Origin of the sequence: Marilutibacter penaei (assembly GCF_014145395.1) — a bacterium.
Taxonomy (GTDB): domain Bacteria; phylum Pseudomonadota; class Gammaproteobacteria; order Xanthomonadales; family Xanthomonadaceae; genus Marilutibacter; species Marilutibacter penaei.
Genome location: NZ_JACHTE010000006.1, coordinates 88,995 through 114,233 on the forward strand (window position 1 = coordinate 88,995; position 25,239 = coordinate 114,233).

Consider the following 25,239-nt stretch of genomic DNA (forward strand, 5'->3'; position numbering starts at 1 on the left):
ATGGCCGAGAACATCATTTCAGGCAGGCGTGCTCGCCCGCATGCGATGGCCCCGGGGTTCGCTGCCTGTGCCGCGCTGGTGGGGTTGACTCTGGTGGCCTGCTCACCGGATGCCGGGGACAGTGATGCTGGCCCGGCAATCGCGGACATCGACGAATCGGGCCGGCACTTGCCGTCGCTCTACGTCGATCGCTGGGTTGAAGTGCTTGAAGCGGACGGCAGCAATGGCCCGCAGAAAGGATATCGGGAAGCGCTTTCTGCATGCCAGGAAGCCGGGTTGCCAACTCGACCGCTTCCCGAGGATGACGCCGGACGCGTCGGCACCGAACGCTGGCAACTTTGGCGCACAGCGGGCCAATCGGCCTATCGCGTCGAGGAATGGGGGTACACCAGCGGGGACAGCGCGCGCCAGGAGCATTGCCTGTTCCGGTCGCAGCGCACGGGGTATCACGAGTTCTTCGATGCCAACCAGTCCATTGTCCTGGACCTTGAAAGCGGGACACGGGACGTATCGCCCGCCAATCCCGACGAACTGGAACCGATGCCGGTGGAATCATCCGAGGCCGAATCGGTTGCCGGATGGACCGGTCCACAAGAACAGGCCGTGCAGGGACAGCCTTGCATGGAATGGCGTTCTGCGGACGGCGCGGTGGTCTGCCGCTGGTCTGGCGGGGCCGAATGGGGGTTCGACGCTTCCAACCCCGGCGAGTTCGAGGCCAACCTCGGCCCTGATCGATACAGCCTCGTCCTCAAGGCGGAGCCTGCACCGGGCCAAGCCGGTTCACGGCTGAGGACCGAACAGTTCGTGCTCGATGGGGCCATCGATACCGCCGCGATGCGGCCCGAATGAAACCGGGCTTACCCCGGGCATCCTGGAGATGGCTATGAAAGGACACCTTCCAACGACTTCGCAGCCGGCGTGGCGCCTCTCGCACTCACCGGGTCCGCGATCGCAACGGGGTCAGGCGTTGACTGAGATGGCCATCCTGGCGGTCGTGCTCGTGCCCCTCTTCCTGCTGATCCCTATGCTCGCGAAGTATGCCCACATGCGCCAGGTTGCCCAGCAGGCGACGCGTGCGGCCGCGTGGGAGGCGACGGCAGTTGATGCTTATGACTGGGATTCGTCCCTGAAGAGCTCCGCATGGAGAAGTCGCCAGCGCAACCTGCTCGTGGACCGGCACTTCGCGCTTGCCGAAACTCGGATCCTGAGCACGCCCGAACAGGCGCAGCAGGATGCCGGCGTTCCGGCAGCGATGATGAACACGTTCTCGGACCAGCCTCTGCTGAAGCGCAACGGCATCTCCCTCGAGCCCTTTGGCAACGACGCCGGCGGGCCGCTGTCCGGGTTTCTGGAAGGCGCAGGTGGCCTGCTCGATTCGCTGCCCGGTTCCAGTGTCCCACCCAACAGCGACGGGCTGGTCACCGCGCGAATGGTGGTCACGCCGGAAAACCTGAAGGCCAGCGATGGATCAGCTGCAACGTTTGTAGCGCCTTTTGACAGCCTCGACCTTTCGATCGAAAGCCGGCACGTGTTGCTGGCGGACACATGGGGTGCGTCTGGCAGCGGCTTGATCGACGCAGGGTCCAGGAACAGCCGACGCGTGAAAGACCAACTGGCGGGTCCTCTGGTACCCAGCTCCTGGTTGAGCGGCGTGACCGATGTGCTGGAGAAGATCGAGTTCATGGAGAAAGTCCCCCTGGTCGGGGTTCCCTTCCGCATCCGCCCAGGCTACATGGAGCCCGACATCGTGCCGCGTGACCGCCTGCAGGAGTACCAGCAGTAGATGGCGCGCGCGACGGGTATGCCGCTCAAGGGGGCGATCATCGCCTGTGCCTTGCTTTGCAACTCGGCGCAGGCATGGGCGTGGCCGAACGTGCGCCTGCCGGCGGGGAGCACGGGGGAGATGGTCAGCGAGCACATGAAGTACAACGGGCTCGACATGCAGTCGAGCCGGTTCGTCTCCCGACAGGGCGTCGACGACATCGTTGCCTTCTACGCGGAGCAATGGCCCGGGCAGCATGTCGTGGACAAGGTGGAGTCGAAGACGATCATCGGGCATGCCGAAGGGGATCACTTTGTCACGGTGGAGCTTGAGGACGTCGGTGGAGGCACACGCGGCACGGTCGGCATCATGAAGATGCCCGCCGACGGCCAGGTTCCTACTTTGGGCGAGGGTTTCTATCGACCAGCGGGAACGGAGGTGGTCAGCGACATCGTCTATCTCGATACGCCCGGCAAGACGCGCACGCTGGTGCTGCAGAACGAACTTTCGCCCTACGTCAACCAACAGCGCTATCTACAGCGGATGCGCGCGGAGGGCTGGAGCGTGGTCGAGTCCGCGGGCTGCAGGCCGAGTTCCACCCAGTGCGTCGCCCGCTTCGAGCGTTCGCAGGGCGGGAAGATGGCGCTGGCAATCACGCGTGACGAACGGATGGTGACGTCAACCGTGGTGACCATCGAATGAAGACTGAAGATGTCTGGCCGATGAAACGAAGGATGCCTCGCCTGGGAACGCGGCATCAGCGCGGCAGCGCAGTTATCGAGTACAGCATCATCGCCATGCTGGTCATCGTCGTGCTGGTCGCCAACGAGAACGTCGTCGGCCAGCTGATGCAGGCGATCAAGGATCTGTACGGAGCGTTCACCCACGCACTGTCGGTGACGTTCCCATCGCCATGAACAAGAATTCCTGAAGAAATCAATGCAAAGGGGAGCGCGTGGCATTACCTAAACTCAACAAGAATGTCCTGTTCCTTGGGGGGGCAATCGTACTGGGACTTATCGCTGCGCTGTTGAGCGTCAGCTACATCCAGGAACGCGTCGCCGAGGCTACCGCCGCGGCGCGCGTCACGGTCACGGAAACCGAGGTCGTGGTGTCTCGCCGGAACCTGGAGGTGGGCGAAACCATAGCGGAATCCGACATGGTCACCCGCACGGTTCCCGTGGATTTCGTTCCGGCAGATGCCGTGACGACCGAGAACTACACCGGGTTCATCGACCGCATGGTCCGCTCGCCGATCAAGCAGGGAACGCCCTTGAGCGCGAGCGCGCTCGTGCCGATGTACGACAAGTTCTCCCATGTGATCGTGCCTGGGAAGGTCGGCTATACGCTTTCCGTCAACGAGAACAACTCCATTTCCGGGATGATCGCCCCGGGCGATCGCGTTGACATTCTGTTGACCTACGACGCCGATGCCGACACCGGGAATGGTTCCGCAACCAAGCAGAAGCAAGGCGAGCGGGTTGCCCCCCTCCTTGAGAACATCACGGTCCTCGCGACCGGGACGCAGATTGGCGACCTCCCGGACGGGACTGAAAGCGCGGCGTTCTCGAGCGTCACGCTGGAGCTCGATCCGGACCAGGCGGAGCTGCTGACGGTAGGCCAGAAGGCCGGCGAAGTACGCGTTCTGTTGCGCAACTTCGAGGACAACACCCCCTTCGGCCTGTCGGGAATTTCCGAGAAAACGTTGATGAGTCTTTTCGGTGGCGACGGTGGCGATGATGTCGAATACATCATCGGCGGGAACTAATAATCGAAATGGATAGATCATCAATGCGAAGGGACAAGATTCTCGGACTTTTGGCAGTGTTCGCAATGGCTGTCGCAGGGGCGATCGCGCCCATCGGACCAGTTCGCGCGCAAGCAGCCTCGTTGCCCAGCCAGCTCGATCTCTACGGAGGGCAGGTCAAGGTGTACACCAGCAACCGCCCGCTGGCGCGCGTGGCGGTTGGTAACGGTGACCTCATCGAAGTCACCACGATCGAGAAGCGGCAGCTGGTCGTCATAGCCGGCGCCGGGCAGGCCGGAACCACGACCTTGCACCTCTGGTACGAGGACGGAGGACAGCGTTCGGTCGACGTCAGCGTGAGCCCGGTGGACACCAGCAGCACATCGCTGCTCGTACGTGACCTGCTGGCGCTTGAGCCCGATTCAAAGGCGCGCGTCCAGGACATTGGCGACAGCGTCGTCGTAACTGGCGAGCTGACGGCACTGGAGGCCGAGCGCGTGGGTGTGATCGCCAAGCTTTATCCAAACGTGGTCAACCTGAGCACGCCCGACCTCGTCGCGATGCAGCCCATGGTGCTGATGGACGTCAGGATCATGGAGTTCAAGCGCGATGCCCTCCGCGACCTTGGCATCGACTGGCAGGACAGCATCGATGGGCCGGCCGGTGGCGCCATCAAGGATTTCTCCAGTTCGTTCTTCCGGATCCTTCCGGACGGCAGTCCGTTCGAGGACCTGCCGCTGCCGGCCCGCATCAACCCGATGGAAACCTATTTCGGGATCGCCACCTCCATTACGTCCCGCATCAACCTGCTGACGCAAACCGGCAATGCCTACGAGCTGGCCTCACCACAGCTGAGTGCACGCAGCGGCGGTAGCGCCGACTTCCTCGCCGGGGGCGAGATTCCAATCCCGCTGACCAGCAGCTTCGGTGCCACCAACGTCGAGTTCAAGGAGTACGGCGTCAAGCTCAACATCGAGCCGGTCGTCAATGACAACGACGAGATATCCACCGTCATCATGACCGAGGTCAGCAAGATCGATCCGGCGGTCTCGGTGCAGGGCATCCCCGGGTTCCTGACCCGACGCACGGGCACGGAGCTCAACGTTCGCTCGGGCGAAACCATCGTGATCTCGGGACTTGTCGACATCACCGGCTCAAAGGGCTTCGGCGGCATACCGGGTCTGGCCAACATCCCGGTCCTGGGCCGGCTGTTCCGGTCGGACAACTTTCGTGCGGGACGGACCGACCTCGTGGTGTTCGTGACGCCTCGAATCGTGCGTCCGGGGGATCCGGCCAATATCGATGGCATCCAGAAGAGCGAGCGCATGCTCGAGGACTTCAAGGAAACCATCGGTACGGACATATTTGACTGAGCAGCCACATGTTCAACGTCGTAGTAGAAGCTCCCAGAAGCGAGCCGAGAAAGATCCGATGCCTGCACAACGAGTGTGGGGTCGGCCGCGGGGAGGAAAATCTGGTGATTCTCCAAGGCTGGAGCATTGCCAAGCAGCACGCGCTCATCCGCGCTCAGGACGAAGGCATGTTCATCGAGTCAACCGGCGGACGCGCCCAGGTCCGGTTGAACGGAACCGCCATCAAGGACCGCCAGGGTCCCATCAGCAGCGCCGACATCATCGAGATCGGGGACTACCGCCTGCGAATCTTCTCCGATTCGGGCACCCGAGCCCCGGCAAGGGTGCCAGATCCGGCGCCTGTGTCGGTTGCGTCCATCCGGCCCGCTTCCGACGACGGGCTCCGGGCCACGGCGCCAGTCACGAGCGAGTCAACCGAGATCGCCACCACCGCGGACACGCCGCCGGACATCGTGATCTGGCGGGAGCGCGTCCACGCGTCCCTGGTCAAGCAGATGGACCTGCGCCGCGTCGATGTCCGCGGCCTGACGGACGCCGCCCTCCGTGAGAAGACCATCGAGCTGATCGAAGCCGTTCTGGACAAGGAGTACGCAGAGCTTCCGAAAACGATCAACCGGCGGATGTTGGCCAAACAGGTACTCGATGAAGCGATCGGGCTGGGTCCTCTCGAGGACCTCATCGACGACAACACCGTCACTGAGATCATGGTCAACGCCCACGATCAGATCTATATCGAACGAAGCGGTCGGATCGAGAAATCTGCCGTGTACTTCACCAATGATCGTGCCGTACTGTCGGCGATCGAGCGCATCGTAGCGCCTCTAGGCCGCCGGATCGACGAAAGCTCCCCGATGGTGGACGCACGACTCAAGGACGGTTCCCGAGTGAATGCGATTATCCCGCCGATCGCGCTCCGGGGCCCCAGCATCAGCATCCGAAAGTTCGCCAAGAAGAAACTCGACGGCCGCGATCTCCTGGGATACGGCTCGATCGACGAAAGCATGCTGGCATTCCTCGAGACGGCGGTAAGCGAACGCAAGAACATCGTGGTGACCGGGGGCACGGGCTCCGGCAAGACGACCCTGCTGAATATCCTGTCGAACTTCATCCCGAACCACGATCGAATCGTGACCATTGAGGATGCGGCGGAACTCAAGCTGGTGCAGCCCAACCTTGTTTCCCTGGAGGCGCGTCCGCCGAACCTGGAAGGCAAGGGGCAAGTCACCATCCGTGACCTCGTGAAGAATGCGCTACGCATGCGTCCCGATCGCATCGTCGTCGGCGAGTGCCGCGGGGGCGAAACGCTCGACATGCTGCAGGCAATGAACACGGGCCACGAAGGCTCGCTCACCACCGCTCACGCCAACTCACCGCGAGACGCCATCTCCCGTATCGAGGTCATGGTCCTGATGGCGGGCATGGAGTTGCCGATGGCCGTCGTGCGCGAGCAGATCGCATCGGCCGTAGACCTCATCGTGCACCAGCGCCGCTTCCCCTGCGGGTCCCGGAAGGTGACCCACATCACCGAGATCACCGGCATCGAGAGCGGGACCATCCAGCTGCAGGACATCTTCCATTTCAGGGTCCGGACGCATCATGGCGAGGATGGCAAGGTGAGTGGCGCCTTCGAGCCGACGGGGGCGATCCCCGAGTTCATGGAGGAACTGGCGGATCGCGGCGTAAAGATCGACTTGTCGATCTTCCGCAAGCCCGAGGAGGAGTTCTAGCCATGGAAGTCTGGTTGATTGCCATCACCGCGTTCACGGCGGTGGCCCTGGCAGGCATCTACGCCATTCGTGCAGGCGACGTCTTCATGGCCCGCTACCACGAGGCCTTCATGGAGCAGGCCCGGGTCAACCTTGCGGACATGTTCCTTTTCATTGATCCCCGGCAACTTTACATCGCCAACATCATGGTGCTGGTGATCGTGCCCCTGCTGCTCTGGGCCGTTACCGGAAACCCCCTCATCGCGATCGTCGCTGCCGTCCTGCTGGCGGTAATGCCGAAGAAGATCTACCGATGGCTCAAGCAGCGACGCATCAACAAGATCCAGGAGCAGCTGCCGGATGCCTTGATGATGCTCTCGGGCACCATGAAAGCAGGACTTGGCTTCTCCCCGGCCATGGAAAGCCTGGTCAAGGACGGTTATCCGCCTCTGGCGCAGGAGCTGGCCCTGGTGCTGCGCGAGCAACACCTTGGGGTGAAGACCGAAGATGCACTCGATCATTTTGCCGAGCGGGTACCGGTGCTCGACGTGAAGCTTTTCGTGTCGGCGGTATCCATTTCGCGCGAGGTGGGCGGCAACCTTGCGGAGAGCCTGAAGATCCTTGCCGAGACCCTTCGCCGACGCCTGATCATGGAGAACAAGGTCAAAGCACTGACGTCACAGGGAAAGCTTCAGGGGATCGTGATGGCGATGTTGCCCATCGCAATCACTGCCTATCTGGCGTCGGCCTACCCGACGACCATGGAGCCGATGTTCAACACCTGGCTGGGATACGGCGTGATCGCGCTTTGCGCGATCCTCGAGTACATCGGCTACAAGTTCTGCGTCAAGATCATGACGATCGACATATGATCCAGCTGTCACTTCTAGCCTTGTGCGTCATCGCCGCGATCGTCATGGTCATCATCGGCACGCGCGGCCTGTTGAACCAGGTGCCGCAGGACGAGCGTGATTATCAGGATCCCTTGCCCTTCGGCCTCAAAGTGATCTGGCCGCTGGTGACCGCTGCGACGTACATCATTGGCCCGAGGATGAAGTCGAGTGACCTCGAGAAGGCTCATCGCAACCTGCAGGCGGCCGGACAGGACTACCTCGTGACCCCGGAGGAGCTGGCCGGCTTGCGTGTGGTATCCGCTGGGCTGATGGTTGCTTTCTTCCTGCTCGCGGTGGTGCTCCTCGAGCAGCTCAACCTGGCTACGTTCGCATTCTGCGTCGTGTTCGGCCTTCCCTTGGGCTGGCTCTATCCCAGTCTCTGGCTGGGGGAACGACGCAAGACCCGACAGAAGCACGTGATCCGTGACCTCCCCATTTTCCTCGACTTCATCACGATGTCCGTCGAAGCCGGCCTCAACATCACCGGGGCCATCGAGCAGGCGGTGATGAAAGGCCCCGCCGGTCCACTGTCCCAGGAGTTCGCGCGGATGCTGCGCGACCTGCGCGCCGGCCTGCCACGGTCGGAAGCCCTCAAACGTCTGGCGGATCGCATGGATATCGCGCAGATTTCCAGCTTTACCAGCGCGTTGATCCAGGCCGACCGGGTGGGCGCGAGCCTGGGCGAGACGCTGCGGGCCCAGGCCATGCAGCGCCGCGAGGAACGCTTCCTCCGGGCGGAGAAGCTTGCGCTTGAGGCGCCGGTGAAGATGATGGCGCCTCTGGTCATGTTCTTCTTCCCTTTGATCTTCATCATCCTCGCGTACTTCATCTACCTCAAGATGGTGGAGGACGGGATCCTGTGAAACGCATGAGCTTCTATCGGGGCGGGGAATGCCTGGTACCGAATGGCTGGGCTGCGCTTTCGTGGTGGGCGCGGCTCCGGGGCCTGCTGTTCCGCTCACCGCTTGCAAGCGATGGCAGCGAGGCCATGTTGATATCGCCATGTGGCAGCATCCACACCTTCGGGATGGGTTATGCCATCGATGCCGTGTTCGTGGACGGAGCCGGCACCGTGCTCGGTGTCCGCGAGCACGTCTCGCCCTGGCGCGCACGCATACAGAAGGGTGCGCGCAGCGTCATCGAGTTCCACGCTGGTGCTGCACGCCGGCTCTCGATCAAGCCTGGAGACGTGATCGAATGGAGATGAAACATCCATCCCTGCTTGCGCTGCTGCTAGCCCTCTGCACGACCATGGCGGCCTGCGCGGGCAACGAGCACAGGACCACTCCGGATGCGGTCGACCTGCTAGAGGTCGAACGCCGGGCCAACGATGCCTATGCGAATGGTCGTGATGAAGAGGCGGCGCAACTGTACCGCGATCTGGTTGAGCAGTTGCCCACGGAGGGTCCTTACTGGTACCGGCTCGGCAATGCCTTGGTGAGGACCGGTCGCCATGATGATGCCGCCTTCGCCTACCAGAAGTCCCTTCAGCTCGACCCCGACAACGGCAAGGCCTGGCACAACCTCGGTCTGGTACGCCTGCATCAGGCACAGACGTCGTTCGCGGCTGGGGTGCAGAACTCCACTTCAGGGGAGCGCGTGTTCGACGAGAGTCTGAAGCTGTCGGCGGCAGTGTTCTCCCTGATTGCACCGCCGTCGAACCAGGGGGCGACACCCCGACCGGACGACGGCGGAGGTAAGACCGCGGGACCGGAAGACGCGATGACACCGGCAACGCCGACAAGGCCCCGTACCGGGAGCTGAGGCAGCACACGGAGCGCATGCCATGGAACGCAAGAACTCCACTCGACGCAAGAGGCCCAACGCCGCCAGCCCGCAGCGTGGACAGTCACTGCCCGAATTCCTCGTGGTGGTGCCCGTGTTCCTGTTCCTGGTGCTTCTGGTGTTCCAGATGGTGCTCATCTACCGCGCCAAGACGACGCTTGATTACGCCGCACTCGAAGCCGCGCGTGCGGGAGCGGTGAACGGCGCCAATATGGAGGACATGCGCGACGGCCTCATTCGTGGACTGACGCCCCTGTACGCGAGCTCCAGCGACGTTGCCGGTCTGGTGCGGGCGTATGGTGCTGCGGCCCTCGACGTAAACGGCGTCAGCGGATATGGGGGGAACGCCGAGATCGAGATCATCAGTCCGACCAAGCAGGCTTGGGAGGAATTCAAGGAGCGGCAGTACGACGGTCGCGAGGCGCTTCCCAACGACAACCTCGCGTTCCGGGCGAACGGAATAGGCGGTAGCGGTGTCAACATCCAGGACGCGAACATCCTGAAGATCAAGGTGCGCTATGACTTCCCGCTGATCGTCCCCTTCGTCGATCGCGTGCTTCGCGGGAAATCGGACTACGTGAAGCGAAATGGCCTCTTCGACACCGGCACCGTCGACATGAAGGATCCGCTGCTGAGCGGTCCCGATCCCATGCATGGCGAATGGGTCATGGGAAGGCACTTTCGCATTCCTCTGGAGTCCACGGCGATCGTACGCATGCAGTCGCCGATTTACAGTGCCGAGCTGCTGGCCGATGCAGGTGGCGGGACTCCCCCCGGTGGTGGCAATCCCCCCGGTGGCGGTGATCCCCCCGGTGGCGGTGATCCCCCCGGTGGTGGTGATCCCCCCGGTGGTGGTGATCCCCCCGGTGGTGGTGATCCCCCCGGTGGTGGTGATCCCCCCGGTGGTGGTGATCCCCCCGGAGGTGGTGATCCGCCTGGTGGTGGTGACCCCGAACCGCCCGTTGAGCCCGATCCCTGGGAGCCACCGGTTTGCGCATGACCCTACCCGTTCACCCCCGCGGGAAACGACTCGGTGCCCAGGTGGGTTCCCTCGTGATTGGCTGCGTGCTTCTGGCGTGGTTGGCCGCCGCTCCCGTCGCAGCAGCGGCGACAACGGCACACGAAATCGTCGCACCGAAAGTATTGCCTGCCTCCGCGTGGGACCACGTCAAGGGTACGCCGGGGATCGTGTTCGGCCGAACGACGCCCGGAATCCCGGACGTGCAAATGATTTGCGACGTTCATTGTCCTTATTGCGCGCGGGTGTATACACAGCTCGTTGAACGCCGGCCCGCACTTCGCGTGAGGTGGGTTCCCATCGCCTACTTCAAGCCGGATAGCGATCGGGTGGCCGCGGCGATCCTGGCGGCACCGGATCCCCGGGCGGCCCTCGACCGGAACTATCGGGCATACGATCATGCGGCACGCCGCGGTGGGTATGGCGACGCATCCGCAGACGTCCTCAAACTCGATGCATCACATGCGGCGCTCAAGGAGCGCTGGAGGGGTTGGGGCCGCTTCACGCCGATGGTCCTTGTCCGGGCCGGGGACGGCACTGTGCTGCAGGCCGCCGGAACCTCTCCTGCTTTCCTGGATCCCGTACTGGATCGGGCAGGGCGGAGCAAACAGGCGTACGACGCATGGTGACGCCCGGAAAAGACTCGACTGCTTCCCCCCGGGCATTCGCGCGGGCGGCCAGGCCTGAGTCCCGGGCGACGCATCGTCATTTGCGGGGTTCGCTGTCCCCGCTCTTCTTCCTGCTGATCGGCCTCGGCGTCGTCGTCCCCGGTGCTTGGGGCCAGGACGTGCCGGAATGCCCCGACCCGGGAATGTGCTTCCTCGACCAGGACGCGAAGGATGCCTGGGCCGCGGAGCGCGGGTGTGCATTCGCGGGCCCGGAGGAGAACGGCGACTGCACGGTAACCGCGGAGATGCTGGGTGAGGTGTGGCCCAACGCGGATGCCGATCTGTTGCAGGATTTCGCGGATCAACTGGACGGCAACCTCGTCGAGTACAACCTCGACACGCCGGAACGGCTGTCGCATTTCTTCGCGCAGGTCCGGGAGGAAACGGGCCCCCGGCTCCGCTTGCGCGAAAGCATGAATTACACGTCTGCCGCGCTGAAGGCGACCTTCAGCTACTTCGCCCGTAACCCTGACGAAGCCGACCGGTACGGCAGGCTGCAGGATGCCAACGGCCGGGTGACCCAGGTTGCCGATCAGGAAGCAATCGCCAACCGGGCGTATGCCGGCAGGATCGGCAACGGCGACGTCGCCAGTGGCGATGGCTGGGCCTTCCGCGGCGGCGGGCTCCTGCAGACGACGGGTCGGGACAACTACCAGTCGCTGCAGGACGCTTACGAGAACTCCTCGGGAGACGACGGTATCGACTTCGTAGAGAATCCCGAGCTGCTCGAGCAGCCGCAGTATGCGCTCGCATCTGCGGCGCACTACTGGACCGAGAATGGCCTGCACTTGTCCGCGGATGCCGGCACCGGGGGTGGCGACGTCGACGCGATCACGCGGGTCATCAATCGCCACACAAGCAGTTACGGAGATCGGCGCGACCATTTCGATGCCATCTGGAGCAACAACGTGTTCGAAGACGTGGATTGCGGAAGTTGAACATCAAGCAGACATTGCAGTTGGCCTCCCTGACCCTGTCGGCGTTCCTGGCAGGGTGTTCGGGCGCGGTACCGGCCCCTGAACCGGCCAAGCCAGGTCCGGTGGCGACGGCGCCCGCCCAGGCCGACGTCGCCGCATCACTCTGTGCGCTGCTCGGACCGGGCATCGCCTACGAGGATGTGCCCGCGCTAGGGCCCGACTTCTCCGGGTCCTCGCTCAAGGTACTGAGGGTGCGTTCCGGTTCCCGCCTGCAATATGCCACCCGGCCACGGCCCATCGATCTTCCCTCCGGCGAAGGCGTCCTCCAGCTTGCCTACGGCTTTGACGTCAATGACGAACTGCAGCTCGAGGTTTGCCTCAAAGGGTCCGACGGCCATGCCACCCACTCGGCTGCCATAGGCTCCCAAGGCGGGCAACACCCCGAGGTAACGCGGATATTCGTCGCCAATGCCGACGCGAACCCCGCGGGCGAGCTCATCGTGCTCGTTGCATGGAAAGTGGAAAACGCACTGGGCAGCGTCGGGACCATGTATGAGCCCCATGTCTTCAAGATCGAAGATGGCCGAACGTTGATGCAGCGGGTCGAACTCGCTGACCCCAGCCTTTCCTTCGGCTTCGATGGCATCAGGGAAGGCGAGAAGGTGGAGTATCCCTTCGCAGACGAGCGCGCGTTCCGGACGCGCCTGCAGGAACTTGGCTACTAGGCACGCGGGCAGCTCACCTGTTTGCGCAGCTCGCCGCTTAACACATGTACATGACGAAAGACTGGAGTCCACGACGATGAAAACTTGCCTTGAGCTCGTTCGCGCCGTTCTGCTGGCAGGTTTGCTCTCGATTCCGTGGGCTGCCGATGCCCAGGTCCGCCAGTACCGTCCGCTACCCGACGACGCCTGGCGGACGCTGGAGGCGGCAAGCGGCATCCGGTGGATGGGAGCCAGCGGTCTTCAGGCGAATGTACAGGTCATATGCGATGCGAACTGCCCGTACTGCGCCCGACTGGACCGCACATTGCGGGAAAAGTACCCGAGCCTGGCGGTACGTTGGGTTCCGACGGCCTATTTCCAGAGGGACAGCGAAGCGGTCGCCGCGTCGCTGCTCTCTTCAGAGGACCCCGTTGCCGCACTGATAGCGAACTACCGAGACTACGACTTCGACGCGCGGCACGGCGGACATGTCCCGGCTTCCAACGGCCTGCGCCTAGGTGCCAGCCACGGGGCGCTCGAGCAGGCGTGGAAGGAATGGGGCGGGTTCACGCCGATGATCGTGGTGCGCACTCGGGACGGTCGCATCTTGCAGGCACTGGGCTCCAACGAATCGTTCGTGGCGCCCGTGCTGGAGATGGCGGCACCTTCTGCCCGGCGCTACGAAGCATGGGGCGGCACTCCATAGGAAGGAGCAAAAACGCAATGAGCGCAGTTCTTGACGACCAAAGGAATCCAGGATCGTTCCGGGGCCGTTTCGCCCTGGGACTTTCATGCTTCCGGACCATGCTGTTCGTCTTCGCGGCAACCCTCGCGGTATCGCCGCTGCATGCCCAGCAGAACAGTACGCTTCCGCCATGTCCGGATCCCGGGATGTGTTTCGTCAACCAGGAAGCCAAGGACGCTTGGGCCGAAGCTCAGGGTTGCGAGTTCGGAGAGGAGGAAGATCCCGCGGCCGAGGCCTGTACCGAAGCCTGGCGCCTGGACGATGACTTCCTGGAGGAAAGCGAAGGGGCGCTTGTCCTGGACGGCTACATTCCGCGCCGGAACGGGGAGATCCTCGGCCAGAGCGGTGTCACCATCAGCACGGGCATCGACCTCGGCCAGCAGAGCGCTGCCGGCACCCGCACGATCATCGACAATTACATCGCCGAGCACGGTAACGCCGGTAATGTGGACGTGGATGCCTTGATGGATACGCTGGACCCGTACTTCGGCCTCAGGCGGCAGGCGGCCGCGGATGCCTTGGCTGCCCAACCCCTGACAGTGACGGAGGCCGAGGCGGAGTTACTCGCGGAGGCATTCAAGTTCCATTTCCTCAACGAGATCGCGGACCAGTTCGACGCGGAGAACGAACTGGGCATGACGTTCCGGCAATTGCCCGCCGCGGCGCAGACGGTGATCATGGATTTCGCCTACCAGTACGGGCTCTCGGACACCCGCGGCAATATCCGCCAGACGTTCTGGGGACACGTGTACCGCGGCGAATGGCTGGAGTTGGCCGAGTGGCTCGACAGCAATCCGGATCCCTACACCAGGCGACGACGGCGTGAAGGCGAGCTGCTTCAGGATGCCATCGACAATCATCAGATCCCGAACACCGGTGACCCATGCCCGGGGGAATGACAATGCCTGCCACGGGCTTTCGCCGGCTGGAAGGAATGAGAGGGGGTACGAAGTGAACCGATTGATCGCAACTTGCCTGGCAACGGCGCTCCTGTCGGGAGCTGCCGCATGCAGTGCCACGCCCGGGAGCAACGATGACCCCACCGCCGGTCCGGATGAGAACGCGGCGCCGAGCAGGACCAGGGCCCCATCGGCCGACGCGTTCAAGGCCTTCATCGATGAGATCCGACAGGTGGCGGGCGGCGCCCGGATGACGTCGCCCCACGGTGCGGAAAGCGCGAATCCGATCCCGGTTGCCGACCGGATCGTGGCCGGGTTCGAGCAGGACCCTCCCCGGCAATTGCGGCTGGAAAGCGGCGTAACGATCTACTGGGGATGGCAGCAGGGCCAGGCCTTCGTGAAGTCGATCGCTATCCGGGGCACCGGTGGCGATCTTCAACTGCTCGGCGCCATCGATGACCTTCCAATGCTCTATAGCCGCCGGTCCGGGCGTGCCATCGCCGACCAGACCGCGTATGACGCGTATGCGGCTGAACGCGCGGAGCGAGGAAGCACCCCCGCCGTGACCCTGTTCGCGCGTGATGACGACGCCCTGGCCGTCCACCTCCCGTTGGTCCAACGCTGGTTGCAGGCTGGCATGCTGGGATTCAACGCCGATTGCAATGACCCAGCCCAGCGACCGGTCTGTACGTTCGTGGAGACTGTGCGTCTTCCGATCGACGCCTACGCACTCGAGTGCGCGGGAACCGGCACGGGCGGTGACTGTGAGATGCCGGTGCCCACCGTTCCCCCGGCGCCGATTCCTCTGGGTGCGTTCAGGCAGTGACGGCCGGCGGCATGCGAGGGCGTGGGCGCGCTTGGGGATGGGGCCTGCTACTCGTGGGTATCGCGGCCTCGACCCCGGCAGCTGCGGAAGAGGCGCCCCAGCCCGTCTCTTTCGTGATGCGGGCGACGTTGACCGGGGACAGCCCCTACCGAGGGGGCTACGATCCAGAGCCGTATCCGGTCACCATACACGCGCAAGGGCCAAGCACTCGGATCGACTTCACCGGGCCCGCTGGCGAGCATGGCCTCGTCATGCAAGACGCGGAAACCGGTTCTGGCTGGCTCATCAGCCTGGGCGAGAACATCGCCGTGCCACTTCAGGCTCCCGTGCTGGGCCAACTGGTTGTCGATCCGGGGCAGCCCTGCCAGCACATGCGTGTACAGTGTCGGCCCTCGGGACGGCGTTACCTGGCCGGGAGAATCGTCGAGGGCTGGCGATATCGCGATGCCCATGGCCGGGGCCCTGCCGGCACCAGCGACGGCGAGGTGTGGGTGGATCCGGAGCAGGGGGCGGTCCTGGCCTACAGCGGCAGGAGGCGCGGCTGGGACAGGACGTACGGTATGGAGGCTTCGACCATCACCTATGGTGCGCTGCCCGACGCGCTTTTCACGCTACCCGAAAGCGTCTCGATTCCGGAGGGTGACGCCGGGCGTTGACGCGCTCCCGTTATCATCGTGGTGCGGGAACCCTTTGTAGGGGTCACTGCCTGTCTGCTGCTGTTCGCCGCTGCCGGCGCCGATATGTCGGCGCCACTGCATGGCCGCGCTGTCAATCCAAACTCCCCTAGGATGTAACGATGATTCCGCGTTCCTTTCCTATAGCTTGCTTTGCCGCGTGCCTTGTACTGGCAGCCTGCGGCGAAGTCCCGGCGCCGGTGACGCCCCCCGAAACCGACCCGGCCACTCAAACCCCCATCGAGCCCGAGCCCGAGAAGCCCAAGGGGTTCGACGTCAGCGGCATTCCGGTGTCCGACGCACCGTTGGGCAGCTATCCCTATTTTCCGCTTCCAGATGGCTATCACACGAGCGAACAATTCTCGTCGACCATCGAGGCAGGCCGGTTCCCGTTCTGGGTCGGCGAACTGTTCATTGGGGTGGAAGGTCGCATCCATCAGGCCAACATCCGTGTAAACGAAGGCAAGACGTTCTCCACGAGCGAAGTGGAGCAAGCGGTTCGCGACACCATCCTGGGAGTTGGCGGTGTCGAGGTCGCAAACATGGAGATCCCCCGCTCCAGGAGCGAAGAGGTACTGACGCGTTCATTCACCCAGGAGTTCAGGAACGGACTGTGTTGGCCAAGCGAGCCGGTGCAGACGTACGTCGTCCGCCGGAGCGACAAGGACATCTGGATCCACGCCTGTACCTACGGAGGCATCGGCGCCGCTTGGGTGATCGTCGAGGCTGAGAACTCGCTGCCTGATCCGGAACCGCTCGATGCGGGCGGGTTGGCCTCCCGTCTGCGTACCGACGGCCTCGCCACCGTCCCGTTTGCCTTTCAAAGCGCGGCCGCCGATATCCTGGAGAACGAGGCTCCGCGGATCGACGCTATTGCCGAAGTACTTGATCAGGAGGCTGATTGGCGGTTCGCCGTCAGCGGGTACGCGGGTGCGGGCGTCGGTCCCGCGCAAGCGGCCCAGCTCGCTGACGCCCGTGCACAGGCGGTGGTGTCCGCCCTCGTTGCCGCGGGCATCGATCCGGACCGACTGTCCGTGGTACCGAGTGCCGATACGGAGCCATCCCGGGAGAGCGGACGGAACATTGAATTGACGCTGCTACCTGCCGAGTCCGGTGCCAGCGCTCCAGCCTCGCTTCCCTGATCTGTCCGCCAGTCCTCAGCCCCCCGGCAACCCGAAGAACGCGCGCGTCGTCGCCGTCGCGTTCGCCGCTGTGACCGCGACGTCCTCGCCGCGGTCACGGGCCAGTTCCTCGACGATGTGCGCCAGGTACATCGGCTCGTTGCGGCGGTGTGAGGGCGCGGGTTTGACGGTGCGCGGCAGCAGGTAGGGGGCGTCGGTCTCGATCATCAGGCGGTGAGCGGGGATCGACGGCACCAGCTCGCGCAGGTGCTGGCCGCGGCGCTCGTCGCACAGCCAGCCGGTGATGCCGACGTGCCAGTCCTGGTCCAGGTAGTCGAACAGTTCCTCGCGGGTGCCGGTGAAGCAGTGCACCACGGCGGGGCCGAGCTGGCCGTCGAATTGCTTCATGATCGCCATGAAATCGGCATGCGCGTCACGCTGGTGCAGGAACAGCGGCTTGCCGGTGTCGACGGCGGTCTGCAGCTGCATCTCGAACGCCCGTCGCTGCGCCGGACGCGGCGAGAAGTCGCGGAAGTAGTCGAGCCCGCACTCGCCCACCGCCACGATCTCGTCATGGGCCAGCAGCGCGCGCATCTCGGCATCGCACTCGGCGGTGTACTCGACGGCATGGTGCGGGTGCACGCCGGCGGTGGCGAACAGTTCACCGGGATGCGCCTGCGCGAGCGCGAGGGCCTTCGGCGAGTGCTCGCGGCTGGCCCCGGTGATGACCATCTGCACGACACCGGCCTCGCGTGCGCGCTGCATGACGGCATCGCGGTCGTGGTCGAAGCTGTCGTGGGTGAGGTTGGCGCCGATGTCGATCAGATCGCACGTCGCATGGGTCCGACACGTCATGGCGGATTGTTGCGGATAAAGGGAGGACCGTATGCTAAGCCAATGCCCTTATGTCTGCATCGAGTGGTTGAGCGACCGCAGGTGTTGCAAGTAGCTCGTCATCAAGCAAAAGGAAGCGGTTGCCTCCCTTAACAAGGCGATGCAAAAACATACCAATACCGGCGCTGCCGCTCGCGTAGTCGCTGCATATCTTGTAATGATCGACACCGCCGAAGGCCATGCCTTCCGGGCGCGTTAGACCATGAACCAGGATAGCTTCGGCATGATGAAACGCCAAATCCCGATAGCGGGAGTCGCCCGTGAAGTGGTGCATGTCCAGCAAGAATTCGCCGTAGCCTGAAGAGCCTTCATCCTGCCAGATTTTGTTAGAAATCCTCGGCCTTATGGCATGGGCGCACTCCTCGGCGTGGTCTAGAAAGCGCCTGTCACCCGTCTCAGCGAAGTACCTTATGCACGCGGATCCAACGCCGGCTGATCCGAATCGCATATGAGGGAGGTTGGGGGAGCCTTCGCGGGCTTCTGTATGAGTCTTCCAGACAGTCCTTCCAGCCACCAGAACTCCGTAAGAACAGTCAAACTCAATCGCCTTTTTTGCTGTAGCGAGAAATACTTCTTGGCCCGTTGCCTTAAATAAGGAAAGTAGAAAGATGGCAATGCCACATTGACCGTCACCGAGGCCCAGGTAAGTCGCCTTGGCCGTTGGCCATGAAAGTCCTCTGTCATTGCTTGCAGCAGACGCGAGGAGTCGGGAGCCTACATTTTCAGCCAGATGCAGGAACTTACTATCCCCAGTTGTCTTCCAGAAGTGCAGGTACGCCATACCCATGCCGGCCGCACCAAAGTAAAGACTTGAGTTTGTCGACAGCAGGGGGCTTTCCTCCGCTACCGCCAGGATCTTGCGGGCTGTTTGTTCACGACCCGAGTAGAGAAGTAGCAACGAAACACCAGATAGACCGGAGTAGAGTCCCGGCGGACAATCGTGCTCACCAAGCCTGGCTTCGATCCAATCAATGATTCGGGTATCCAACGTCCCTGATCGACGCAACAAGTACCATGCTATGCCGCTCGCGCCATATTGGATAGAGATGGGATTGGTAGAGAATCCTTCAGGCGAAACCGGCCACAATCGATCGCTGCGAGCGAAGCAGACCTTTGCCTCCAAGTACCGTGCAACTCCCCGTTCTGCTGACGTTACCGATGCAAGCAGGGATTCACTGGGGTGCTCAATCGCTAGCAAACGGGATCTACTGGGGAGGACATGCTGCTCCGCCCGGGGCACAGCGAGTAACTGCAGTTCTGCCATGGCTTTTTCTATGTTCCAGCGGGTAGCCCGATCTTCGTCCATCAAACCGGTGACGATGTCGTAGAGTCCAGCTGGCAGCCCCATGTCCTCGAGAACGAGTCTGAGCTTGGCGAATATCGCGAGCCTGTTCAGCTCCAGTCCCGCAGCGCAGAACGTGAGCATGTCAAGGATGAGAACTCCGAATGCGTAATAGTCGTCAGTCTTGGCGGGACGCTGCGACGCAGTCTGGTCAGAGGATCCGTAGCCAGGTGTCCAGCCATTTATCCATTGATCGTCGGAATCCAGATCGTACGCAAACTCAAGGTCGATAAATTTTACGCGATCCTTGTCCTTCGCGAACATGACATTGTTCCGTGTGAGATCTCGCAACACGACATTGCGCGTATGCACCTCTTGGAGCCCGCGACCAATGTCAATCGCTGTCTCGACGATTTTATCCGTTGAAAGCGCCGAACTTTGGAACTCTTCCGAATAAAAGAACTCCATTGAGTGCCCCCAGAGCGATATCGCGTCGATTCGCTCTACCACGAGGAACCAGCTTTTCCAGCATTTGAATATATCGACATACTCTGGTACGTAGCCGGTGCTGGAGAGCTTCTGGATAATTCGAGCTTCTCGTTTGAGGACGTGGGCAGGATCCTCGGGGTTCTCATTCTCAAGGTGCCCCAGCGTTTCGCGGACCTCACGTAGCACTATCTCTTGACCCGTAACGAGGTCCCTGCCGGCATAGATGCCGCCGCTTGCGTTGAATTTTAGGGCGCCTTCTACCTTGTAACGCCCAACCAGCACGACCGGAGCCTGATCATCTGGATTGCCGGAGTTCGATCTCGAAGGTTCGGCCGATACGGAGAAGGGATCAATGATGCCTGGAGGCAAACGAAACCTTGCATCCCTGATGTCTTCCTGCCACTCGCCGTCATCGCGCCGAAAGCCAGACGTATGAACGCCATAACAGTCTACTCGACTGACATCTGTAAACGCGCCATAGCGATAGTAGACAACGTTGCTGCCGGGAACGGCTCGGTCAGTAAGGACATGTGGTCCGTTCAGATGGGCCGTCGCTTCCGCGAGCTTCTGTGCGAGATATTTGAACTCCACCTCGTCACGAGGATAGGCGGCAATGAACTTCCCGGATTGGAACCGCGACCATGACTTGCTTAGTGACATGCCCAGCATGGCCTGGTCGGCACAGAACTTGAAGCCCACCCCGGCTTCGACCAGCACTTTACATGCGAGCCTTAACGTCTGTTCTGCATTCTCGGACGTGGACGACACATGGATCTTCCATCCATGACTCGCTCCATTCCAGTCGTCGGGGAAACAGTTGGTCCAGAAGCCTCGTCGTGTAACTGACCACGTGTCCGTCTTAAGTGACCGTACAATTCTTTCATACTCATCTCCAGCATCATACTGATCGATGTTCTCGTAGAATTCGGGGTCAAGAAACGAATAAATAAGGTAAGGAACGGAGTTCATATCTCTTCCATGCAAGATCGTCCTTGAAGTCACATGGAGCCGCGCCCATGGCCTTCTGCTCAGTCGAAAGATGGGCGGCATTGCCGCCCATCCGGTCTTCCTACTTGGTTTTCAGCGTCGGCCAGCTGTTGGTGGTGCTTGTAGTGCTATGCATGGAAAGACACAGCGAAAGCTCCTCGGTCTCAACAGCCATTTTCTGAAGGTTCATGACGCTTTCCATCTCTGTTAACCCGACAGAATAATTGCTATCCATGTTTGCATCCTTTCATAAAGTTAGTTTCATCGAAGCTCGACCCTATAAGGGGCGTGCTCTGAGGTGGGCCGACGGGCCCACAGAGACGCTACTCCAATAACAACGATCGTGTCTACTCATCTGAAGGCTCAGGCGACCAGCTGAAGTTCGACCAACTTGCGATAGGCGCTGGAATCCCGGAGTAGCTGGTCATGCGTTCCGACTGCTTGTAGCCTCCCCTGATCCATGACGACGATGCGGTCAGCGCTGACGACAGTCGATAGCCTGTGCGCAACCACGATTACAGTGGCGCTCCGCTTCAGGTCCTGCAAAGTTTTCTTGACGGCCTCTTCGCTGTTCGTATCCAAAGCACTTGTAGCTTCATCCAGCAAAAGAATAGGCCTCGCTTGACGAAGTGCTCTTGCGAGGGCGATTCGTTGCCGCTGGCCACCTGAAAGCCGCGTTCCGCTCTCTCCAAGGGGTGTTTCAAGGCCTTCGGGTAGCGCGCGTACAAAGCCCGCGGCATAGGAGCCTTCGAGCGCACTCCAGATCTCGCTCTCCGGACTCGCTTCTGGGCCATACATGACGTTGTCGCGGATGGAACCTTTGAAGATTTGCACGTCCTGCGGCACATAGGACAGAACGCGTGAAAGGCCCTTGCGCGACCAGTCCCGAACGTCGATGCCTCCGACCAGGATGTGGCCGCTATCAACATCGTAGTGACGCAGGATGAGGGATAACAGCGTGCTTTTGCCGGAGCCGGAATGACCGACAATTGCCACCTGCTCCCCTTCCGCAACTTCGAAGCTTATACCTGAAAGGGCCCGGGGCCCGCCGACGTGGTAGCTGAAGTCCACATTGTCGAAGATGATTGGTCGCAGATTTCCAGGCACGGGCGTGGAGCTGGAGCCTTGTACCAACGTCGGCTCCGACTGCAGGTGTTTAACCACCTCAGCCAGTCCTCCCCGAGCCTCCTGTATCTCTGACCATGCTTCTACGAGCGTGCCTGCGGACATGCCAGCGAGAATCAGGTACGCAAGGAACTGAACAAGGTCGCCACTGCTTTGAGTGCCTTCTGCAACCTGCTCAAGACCCTTGAACGTCACGAAAGCGATGAGGCATGCCATCAAGGTCAATGAGCTTCCTGCGACGCTGGCTCTAAGACCTGCCTTTTTCCTCTCTGCCTCGACAAATGAACGCTGAAGCGATTCGAACTTCTGTTTCTCGCCCTGTTCGTTCCGGAACGCCCTTACCACTCTGATTCCCTTGAAAGTATCGACGGCGCGTTCACTGAGTCGCGCCTGAGCGCCCTGGCAGCGCGCTGAGGTGGAGATCAGGGCGGTCTTCGCCAGTGTAAGTGGAAGGAAGACGACACCGACGCCTATCATGGCCACTACGGTCATCCCGGGGTTTGTCACGAACAATACGCCAGCGGTGCCGATCAACACGACACCCGACCGCAAGCAGTTGATGCTGGTGGACGCTACAAGGTCGCGCGCCAGGAGCGAATCGGCAAAGAGTCTAGATGCGAGTGTTCCGGAGTGATTTTCGTCGTGAAATGCTATGTCCTGCTCAAGAAACCTTGAGTAAAGCAGTTCCCGGGTCCTGCAGGACACCCGTGTCCCGAGCATCGTTAATGAATAATTGCGTGCGCACATGCATAGGACCATCGCCACGGCCAGGACGAGTGCGGTGGTCAATCCCCACATCAAGTTCCCTGTACCGTTGCTCAGGTGGCCATCGATTATCGATCTGATGGTAGGAGGGACACTTAGCGTCAGTAGCGCCGAGCAAAGCACCAATACAAGGGAGGCGGCAAATAGTGATCGGCTAGGCGCAACAATGGCCGCAAGATACTGGCTGATTCCCAGCCACGTGGAACGCTCCGAGGGCCTCACAGATCTTCTCCTTCCTTGAGTTGAGGTGCCCGCTCACGGCTTTCCGCATCGCCGATTTGGTAATGGATGGGGGCATGGGCATCATAGCCCGTTCTTGCTATTTCAAACTCGGGTGCACTAGAAATGATTGCTTATGGAGCGCTGCTATAGCCTTCCCCATCGATCCCCTGCTGCCGCAGATCCGCGACAGTCTGGCCGCCCATCCCCGGCTCGTGCTCGAAGCCCCGCCCGGCGCCGGCAAGACCACCCGCGTCCCGCCCGCCCTGCTTGACGCCCCCTGGCTGCGGGGCCAGCGCATCGTCATGCTCGAACCGCGCCGCGTCGCCGCACGCGCCGCCGCGATGTTCATGGCACGCGAGCGCGGCGAGCCGGTGGGTGAGACCGCCGGCTACCGCATCCGCTTCGAGAACAAGGTCTCCGCGCGCACCCGGATCGAAGTCGTCACCGAAGGCATCCTGACCCGGATGATCCAGGACGACCCGATGCTGGACGGCGTCGGCGCACTGCTGTTCGACGAATTCCACGAGCGCCACCTGGCCGCCGACCTCGGCCTCGCCCTCGCCCTCGACGTGCAGGCCCAAGTGCGCGATGACCTGCGCATCGTCGTGATGTCGGCCACCCTGGACGGCGAACGGCTGGCGGGCTTTCTCGACGCGCCGCGGCTGTCCAGCGAAGGGCGCGCCTTTCCGGTCGCCATCGAACATTTCCCCGGCCGCCGCGACGAGGCGCTGGAACACCAGGCGCGGCGCGCCGTGACCCAGGCGCTGGCCACGCACCCCGGCGACGTGCTGGTGTTCCTGCCCGGCCGCCGCGAGATCGCCCGTACCGCGTCCGCGCTGGGCGACTGCAGCGCCGAGGTGCTGGAGCTGCACGGCGACCTGCCGGTGGAGCAGCAGTCGCGCGTGCTGCAGCCGGCGGCCGATGGCCAGCGCCGCGTTGTGCTGGCAACCAACGTGGCCGAGTCCAGCGTGACCCTGCCCGGCGTGCGCGTCGTGGTCGATGCCGGCCTGGCGCGCGAACCGCGCTACGACCCCAACAGCGGCTTCGCCCGTCTCGACGTGGTGGCGATCGCGCAGGCCTCCGCCGACCAGCGCGCGGGCCGTGCCGGCCGCGTCGCCGAAGGCTGGGCCTACCGCCTGTGGCCGCAGTCGCAGCGGCTTGAGCCGCAGCGCCGCCCGGAGATCGCCCAGGTGGAGCTGGCCAGCCTGGCGCTGGAACTGGCCGCCTGGGGCGATGCCGAACTGCGCTTCGTCGATGCTCCGCCCCCGGGCGCACTCGCCGCGGCGCGCGACCTGCTGGAACGGCTAGGCGCACTGGACGGCGGCGCGATCACCCCGCTGGGTCGGCGCATGCTGTCGCTCGGCACCCATCCACGTCTGGCGGCGATGCTGCTTGCGCCCGACGATGCGGCCGAGGCCGCCCTGGCCTGCGACCTCGCCGCCCTGGTCGAAGCCCGCGACCCGCTGCGCAGCCGCAGCGACGCGCTGGCCGAGCGCTGGCAGGCCCTGGCGGCATTCCGGCTGGGTCGGGTTGGCCCGGATGCCTCGCGCCCGGCGCTGGCCGCGATCGACCAGGCCGCGAAGCAGTGGCGGCGGCGCCTGCGTGTCGACACCCTGCCGCCGGCGTCGGCACCCGCGCATGCACTCGGCGACCTGCTGTTGCACGCCTATCCGGACCGCATCGCCCGCCAGCACCCGACCGAGCCGCTGCGCTATGCGCTGGCCAATGGCCGCATCGCGCGGCTGTTCGACGACAGCGCGCTGTACGGCGAACCGTGGCTGGTGGTTTCCGAACTGCGCGACGACGTGCGCGAGGCGCGCATCCTGCGCGCGGCGCCACTGGACGAGGCGCGCCTGCGACGCGAGTTCCCGCGCCGCTTCGTGCAGGACGACCGCGTGCTGTGGGATGCGGAGAAGCGCGGCATCGCCGCCGTGCGCGAATCGCGCTTCGACCGCATCGTGCTCGACAGCCGCCCGCTGGCCCGCCCCGACCCGGCCCGCTACGCCGACGCGCTGGTCGATGCGGTGCGCCAGCTCGGCCTGGATGCACTGCCGTGGACCGAAGGCCTGCGCCAATGGCGCGCGCGCGTGCGCAGCCTGCGACGCTGGATGCCGGAGTTGGCCGTTGCCCTGCCCGACCTGTCCGACGCGCAGCTGCTCGACACGCTCGACACCTGGCTGCGCCCGGCACTGAGCGGCAAGACGCGGCTCGATGCGCTCGACGAAGCCGCGCTGGCGGAGGCGCTGAAGTCCGGCGTCGACTGGGCCACGCGGCAACGCATCGACACGCTGGCGCCTACGCGCATCGCGGTGCCGTCGGGGCTGGAGCGCGCGATCACCTACGGCTGGGACGAGGCTGCCGACGCGCCGCTGGAACCGGTGCTGGCGGTGAAGCTGCAGGAGCTGTTCGGCCTGGCCGACAGCCCGCGCATCGCCGACGGGCGACACGTGCTGACGCTGCACCTGCTGTCGCCGGGCGGCAAGCCGCTGCAGATCACCCGCGACCTGCGCGGGTTCTGGGACCGCACCTATCCCGAAGTGAAGAAGGAAATGAAAGGGCGGTATCCGAAGCATCCGTGGCCCGACGACCCCTGGACGGCCCAGGCCACGCACCGCGCCAAGCCGCGCCCGCGCTGAG

The 25,239-nt window shown here is 63.1% G+C and carries 25 protein-coding genes; 21 read left to right on the top strand and 4 right to left on the bottom strand.

Annotated features, from left to right (window positions below):
- The 20 genes from H4F99_RS09410 (at nucleotide 1) to H4F99_RS09505 (ending at nucleotide 16,859) form a co-directional block, all read left to right on the top strand.
- Nucleotides 1-849 carry a hypothetical protein gene (locus H4F99_RS09410; protein ID WP_182669484.1) on the top strand — a complete coding sequence of 283 codons (849 nt, stop codon included), beginning with the start codon at nucleotides 1-3 and terminating at the stop codon, nucleotides 847-849.
- Between the two features lie 34 nt (nucleotides 850-883).
- On the top strand, nucleotides 884-1,783 hold the full coding sequence (locus H4F99_RS09415) for a TadE family protein (protein ID WP_281369242.1): 900 nt from the start codon (nucleotides 884-886) through the stop codon (nucleotides 1,781-1,783).
- Nucleotides 1,784-2,464: a hypothetical protein gene (locus H4F99_RS09420; RefSeq protein WP_182669486.1), complete on the top strand. Its 681-nt coding sequence runs from the start codon at nucleotides 1,784-1,786 to the stop codon at nucleotides 2,462-2,464.
- Nucleotides 2,461-2,679, top strand: a complete 219-nt coding sequence (locus tag H4F99_RS09425) for a Flp family type IVb pilin (protein ID WP_182669487.1) — start codon at nucleotides 2,461-2,463, stop codon at nucleotides 2,677-2,679. The genes H4F99_RS09420 and H4F99_RS09425 overlap by 4 nt, the downstream gene beginning before the upstream one ends.
- Before the next feature lie 38 nt (nucleotides 2,680-2,717).
- Nucleotides 2,718-3,530 (top strand): Flp pilus assembly protein CpaB, encoded by an 813-nt coding sequence (gene cpaB, locus H4F99_RS09430; protein WP_182669488.1) that lies wholly within the window; start codon nucleotides 2,718-2,720, stop codon nucleotides 3,528-3,530.
- Nucleotides 3,531-3,553: 23 nt separating this feature from the next.
- On the top strand, nucleotides 3,554-4,882 hold the full coding sequence (locus tag H4F99_RS09435) for a type II and III secretion system protein family protein (RefSeq protein ID WP_182669489.1): 1,329 nt from the start codon (nucleotides 3,554-3,556) through the stop codon (nucleotides 4,880-4,882).
- Between the two features lie 8 nt (nucleotides 4,883-4,890).
- Nucleotides 4,891-6,609: a TadA family conjugal transfer-associated ATPase gene (locus H4F99_RS09440; RefSeq protein ID WP_182669490.1), complete on the top strand. Its 1,719-nt coding sequence runs from the start codon at nucleotides 4,891-4,893 to the stop codon at nucleotides 6,607-6,609.
- Between the two features lie 2 nt (nucleotides 6,610-6,611).
- Nucleotides 6,612-7,460: a type II secretion system F family protein gene (locus H4F99_RS09445; protein ID WP_182669491.1), complete on the top strand. Its 849-nt coding sequence runs from the start codon at nucleotides 6,612-6,614 to the stop codon at nucleotides 7,458-7,460.
- Nucleotides 7,457-8,344, top strand: a complete 888-nt coding sequence (locus H4F99_RS09450; protein WP_182669492.1) for a type II secretion system F family protein — start codon at nucleotides 7,457-7,459, stop codon at nucleotides 8,342-8,344. Before H4F99_RS09445 ends, H4F99_RS09450 begins: the two co-directional genes overlap by 4 nt.
- A gap of 5 nt (nucleotides 8,345-8,349) precedes the next feature.
- Nucleotides 8,350-8,688 (top strand): DUF192 domain-containing protein, encoded by a 339-nt coding sequence (locus H4F99_RS09455; RefSeq protein ID WP_182669493.1) that lies wholly within the window; start codon nucleotides 8,350-8,352, stop codon nucleotides 8,686-8,688.
- Complete coding sequence (locus tag H4F99_RS09460; protein WP_182669494.1) at nucleotides 8,679-9,245, top strand: tetratricopeptide repeat protein; 567 nt, start codon at nucleotides 8,679-8,681, stop codon at nucleotides 9,243-9,245. The genes H4F99_RS09455 and H4F99_RS09460 overlap by 10 nt, the downstream gene beginning before the upstream one ends.
- Nucleotides 9,246-9,267: 22 nt before the next feature.
- The gene (locus H4F99_RS09465) at nucleotides 9,268-10,266 is read left to right on the top strand and encodes a TadE/TadG family type IV pilus assembly protein (protein WP_182669495.1); all 999 of its coding nucleotides are present in this window, start codon (nucleotides 9,268-9,270) and stop codon (nucleotides 10,264-10,266) included.
- A gap of 41 nt (nucleotides 10,267-10,307) precedes the next feature.
- Nucleotides 10,308-10,913: a hypothetical protein gene (locus tag H4F99_RS09470; RefSeq protein ID WP_182669496.1), complete on the top strand. Its 606-nt coding sequence runs from the start codon at nucleotides 10,308-10,310 to the stop codon at nucleotides 10,911-10,913.
- Complete coding sequence (locus H4F99_RS09475; protein ID WP_182669497.1) at nucleotides 10,907-11,890, top strand: glycoside hydrolase family 19 protein; 984 nt, start codon at nucleotides 10,907-10,909, stop codon at nucleotides 11,888-11,890. The genes H4F99_RS09470 and H4F99_RS09475 overlap by 7 nt, the downstream gene beginning before the upstream one ends.
- Nucleotides 11,887-12,594, top strand: coding sequence for a hypothetical protein (locus tag H4F99_RS09480; RefSeq protein WP_182669498.1), 708 nt, complete (start codon nucleotides 11,887-11,889; stop codon nucleotides 12,592-12,594). The genes H4F99_RS09475 and H4F99_RS09480 overlap by 4 nt, the downstream gene beginning before the upstream one ends.
- Before the next feature lie 76 nt (nucleotides 12,595-12,670).
- Entirely contained in the window at nucleotides 12,671-13,279 is a 609-nt protein-coding gene (locus H4F99_RS09485; protein WP_182669499.1) for a hypothetical protein, read from the top strand.
- Between the two features lie 185 nt (nucleotides 13,280-13,464).
- The gene (locus tag H4F99_RS09490; RefSeq protein WP_182669500.1) at nucleotides 13,465-14,217 is read left to right on the top strand and encodes a pesticin C-terminus-like muramidase; all 753 of its coding nucleotides are present in this window, start codon (nucleotides 13,465-13,467) and stop codon (nucleotides 14,215-14,217) included.
- A gap of 52 nt (nucleotides 14,218-14,269) precedes the next feature.
- Nucleotides 14,270-15,043 (top strand): hypothetical protein, encoded by a 774-nt coding sequence (locus tag H4F99_RS09495; protein WP_182669501.1) that lies wholly within the window; start codon nucleotides 14,270-14,272, stop codon nucleotides 15,041-15,043.
- A gap of 251 nt (nucleotides 15,044-15,294) precedes the next feature.
- Nucleotides 15,295-15,699 (top strand): hypothetical protein, encoded by a 405-nt coding sequence (locus tag H4F99_RS09500; protein WP_182669502.1) that lies wholly within the window; start codon nucleotides 15,295-15,297, stop codon nucleotides 15,697-15,699.
- 140 nt (nucleotides 15,700-15,839) lie between these two features.
- Nucleotides 15,840-16,859, top strand: a complete 1,020-nt coding sequence (locus tag H4F99_RS09505) for an OmpA family protein (protein ID WP_182669503.1) — start codon at nucleotides 15,840-15,842, stop codon at nucleotides 16,857-16,859.
- A gap of 15 nt (nucleotides 16,860-16,874) precedes the next feature.
- Here H4F99_RS09505 and H4F99_RS09510 read toward each other — a convergent pair whose 3' ends face one another.
- The 4 genes from H4F99_RS09510 to H4F99_RS09525 all read right to left on the bottom strand — a co-directional run bounded on the left by H4F99_RS09510 (nucleotide 16,875) and on the right by H4F99_RS09525 (nucleotide 22,602).
- The gene (locus H4F99_RS09510; protein WP_182669504.1) at nucleotides 16,875-17,693 is read right to left on the bottom strand and encodes a TatD family hydrolase; all 819 of its coding nucleotides are present in this window, start codon (nucleotides 17,691-17,693) and stop codon (nucleotides 16,875-16,877) included.
- Between the two features lie 34 nt (nucleotides 17,694-17,727).
- Nucleotides 17,728-20,472: a class III lanthionine synthetase LanKC N-terminal domain-containing protein gene (locus tag H4F99_RS09515; RefSeq protein ID WP_182669505.1), complete on the bottom strand. Its 2,745-nt coding sequence runs from the start codon at nucleotides 20,470-20,472 to the stop codon at nucleotides 17,728-17,730.
- A 100-nt stretch (nucleotides 20,473-20,572) separates the two neighbouring features.
- Nucleotides 20,573-20,725 carry a hypothetical protein gene (locus H4F99_RS09520; protein WP_182669506.1) on the bottom strand — a complete coding sequence of 51 codons (153 nt, stop codon included), beginning with the start codon at nucleotides 20,723-20,725 and terminating at the stop codon, nucleotides 20,573-20,575.
- 128 nt (nucleotides 20,726-20,853) lie between these two features.
- Nucleotides 20,854-22,602, bottom strand: a complete 1,749-nt coding sequence (locus H4F99_RS09525) for an ABC transporter transmembrane domain-containing protein (protein WP_182669507.1) — start codon at nucleotides 22,600-22,602, stop codon at nucleotides 20,854-20,856.
- A gap of 74 nt (nucleotides 22,603-22,676) precedes the next feature.
- Here H4F99_RS09525 and hrpB point away from each other — a divergent pair, with 74 nt between their 5' ends.
- Complete coding sequence (gene hrpB, locus H4F99_RS09530; protein WP_182669508.1) at nucleotides 22,677-25,238, top strand: ATP-dependent helicase HrpB; 2,562 nt, start codon at nucleotides 22,677-22,679, stop codon at nucleotides 25,236-25,238.
- The last annotated feature ends 1 nt before the right edge of the window (nucleotide 25,239 follow it).

Coding starts and splice junctions, on each gene's coding strand:
- H4F99_RS09410 (WP_182669484.1), top strand. CDS start 1: ATGGCCGAGAACATCATTTCAGGCAGGCGTGCTCGCCCGCATGCGATG.
- H4F99_RS09415 (WP_281369242.1), top strand. CDS start 884: ATGAAAGGACACCTTCCAACGACTTCGCAGCCGGCGTGGCGCCTCTCG.
- H4F99_RS09420 (WP_182669486.1), top strand. CDS start 1,784: ATGGCGCGCGCGACGGGTATGCCGCTCAAGGGGGCGATCATCGCCTGT.
- H4F99_RS09425 (WP_182669487.1), top strand. CDS start 2,461: ATGAAGACTGAAGATGTCTGGCCGATGAAACGAAGGATGCCTCGCCTG.
- H4F99_RS09435 (WP_182669489.1), top strand. CDS start 3,554: ATGCGAAGGGACAAGATTCTCGGACTTTTGGCAGTGTTCGCAATGGCT.
- H4F99_RS09440 (WP_182669490.1), top strand. CDS start 4,891: ATGTTCAACGTCGTAGTAGAAGCTCCCAGAAGCGAGCCGAGAAAGATC.
- H4F99_RS09445 (WP_182669491.1), top strand. CDS start 6,612: ATGGAAGTCTGGTTGATTGCCATCACCGCGTTCACGGCGGTGGCCCTG.
- H4F99_RS09450 (WP_182669492.1), top strand. CDS start 7,457: ATGATCCAGCTGTCACTTCTAGCCTTGTGCGTCATCGCCGCGATCGTC.
- H4F99_RS09455 (WP_182669493.1), top strand. CDS start 8,350: ATGAGCTTCTATCGGGGCGGGGAATGCCTGGTACCGAATGGCTGGGCT.
- H4F99_RS09460 (WP_182669494.1), top strand. CDS start 8,679: ATGGAGATGAAACATCCATCCCTGCTTGCGCTGCTGCTAGCCCTCTGC.
- H4F99_RS09465 (WP_182669495.1), top strand. CDS start 9,268: ATGGAACGCAAGAACTCCACTCGACGCAAGAGGCCCAACGCCGCCAGC.
- H4F99_RS09475 (WP_182669497.1), top strand. CDS start 10,907: ATGGTGACGCCCGGAAAAGACTCGACTGCTTCCCCCCGGGCATTCGCG.
- H4F99_RS09485 (WP_182669499.1), top strand. CDS start 12,671: ATGAAAACTTGCCTTGAGCTCGTTCGCGCCGTTCTGCTGGCAGGTTTG.
- H4F99_RS09490 (WP_182669500.1), top strand. CDS start 13,465: ATGTGTTTCGTCAACCAGGAAGCCAAGGACGCTTGGGCCGAAGCTCAG.
- H4F99_RS09500 (WP_182669502.1), top strand. CDS start 15,295: ATGCAAGACGCGGAAACCGGTTCTGGCTGGCTCATCAGCCTGGGCGAG.
- H4F99_RS09505 (WP_182669503.1), top strand. CDS start 15,840: ATGATTCCGCGTTCCTTTCCTATAGCTTGCTTTGCCGCGTGCCTTGTA.
- H4F99_RS09510 (WP_182669504.1), bottom strand. CDS start 17,693: ATGACGTGTCGGACCCATGCGACGTGCGATCTGATCGACATCGGCGCC.
- H4F99_RS09515 (WP_182669505.1), bottom strand. CDS start 20,472: ATGAACTCCGTTCCTTACCTTATTTATTCGTTTCTTGACCCCGAATTC.
- H4F99_RS09520 (WP_182669506.1), bottom strand. CDS start 20,725: ATGGATAGCAATTATTCTGTCGGGTTAACAGAGATGGAAAGCGTCATG.
- hrpB (WP_182669508.1), top strand. CDS start 22,677: ATGGGCATCATAGCCCGTTCTTGCTATTTCAAACTCGGGTGCACTAGA.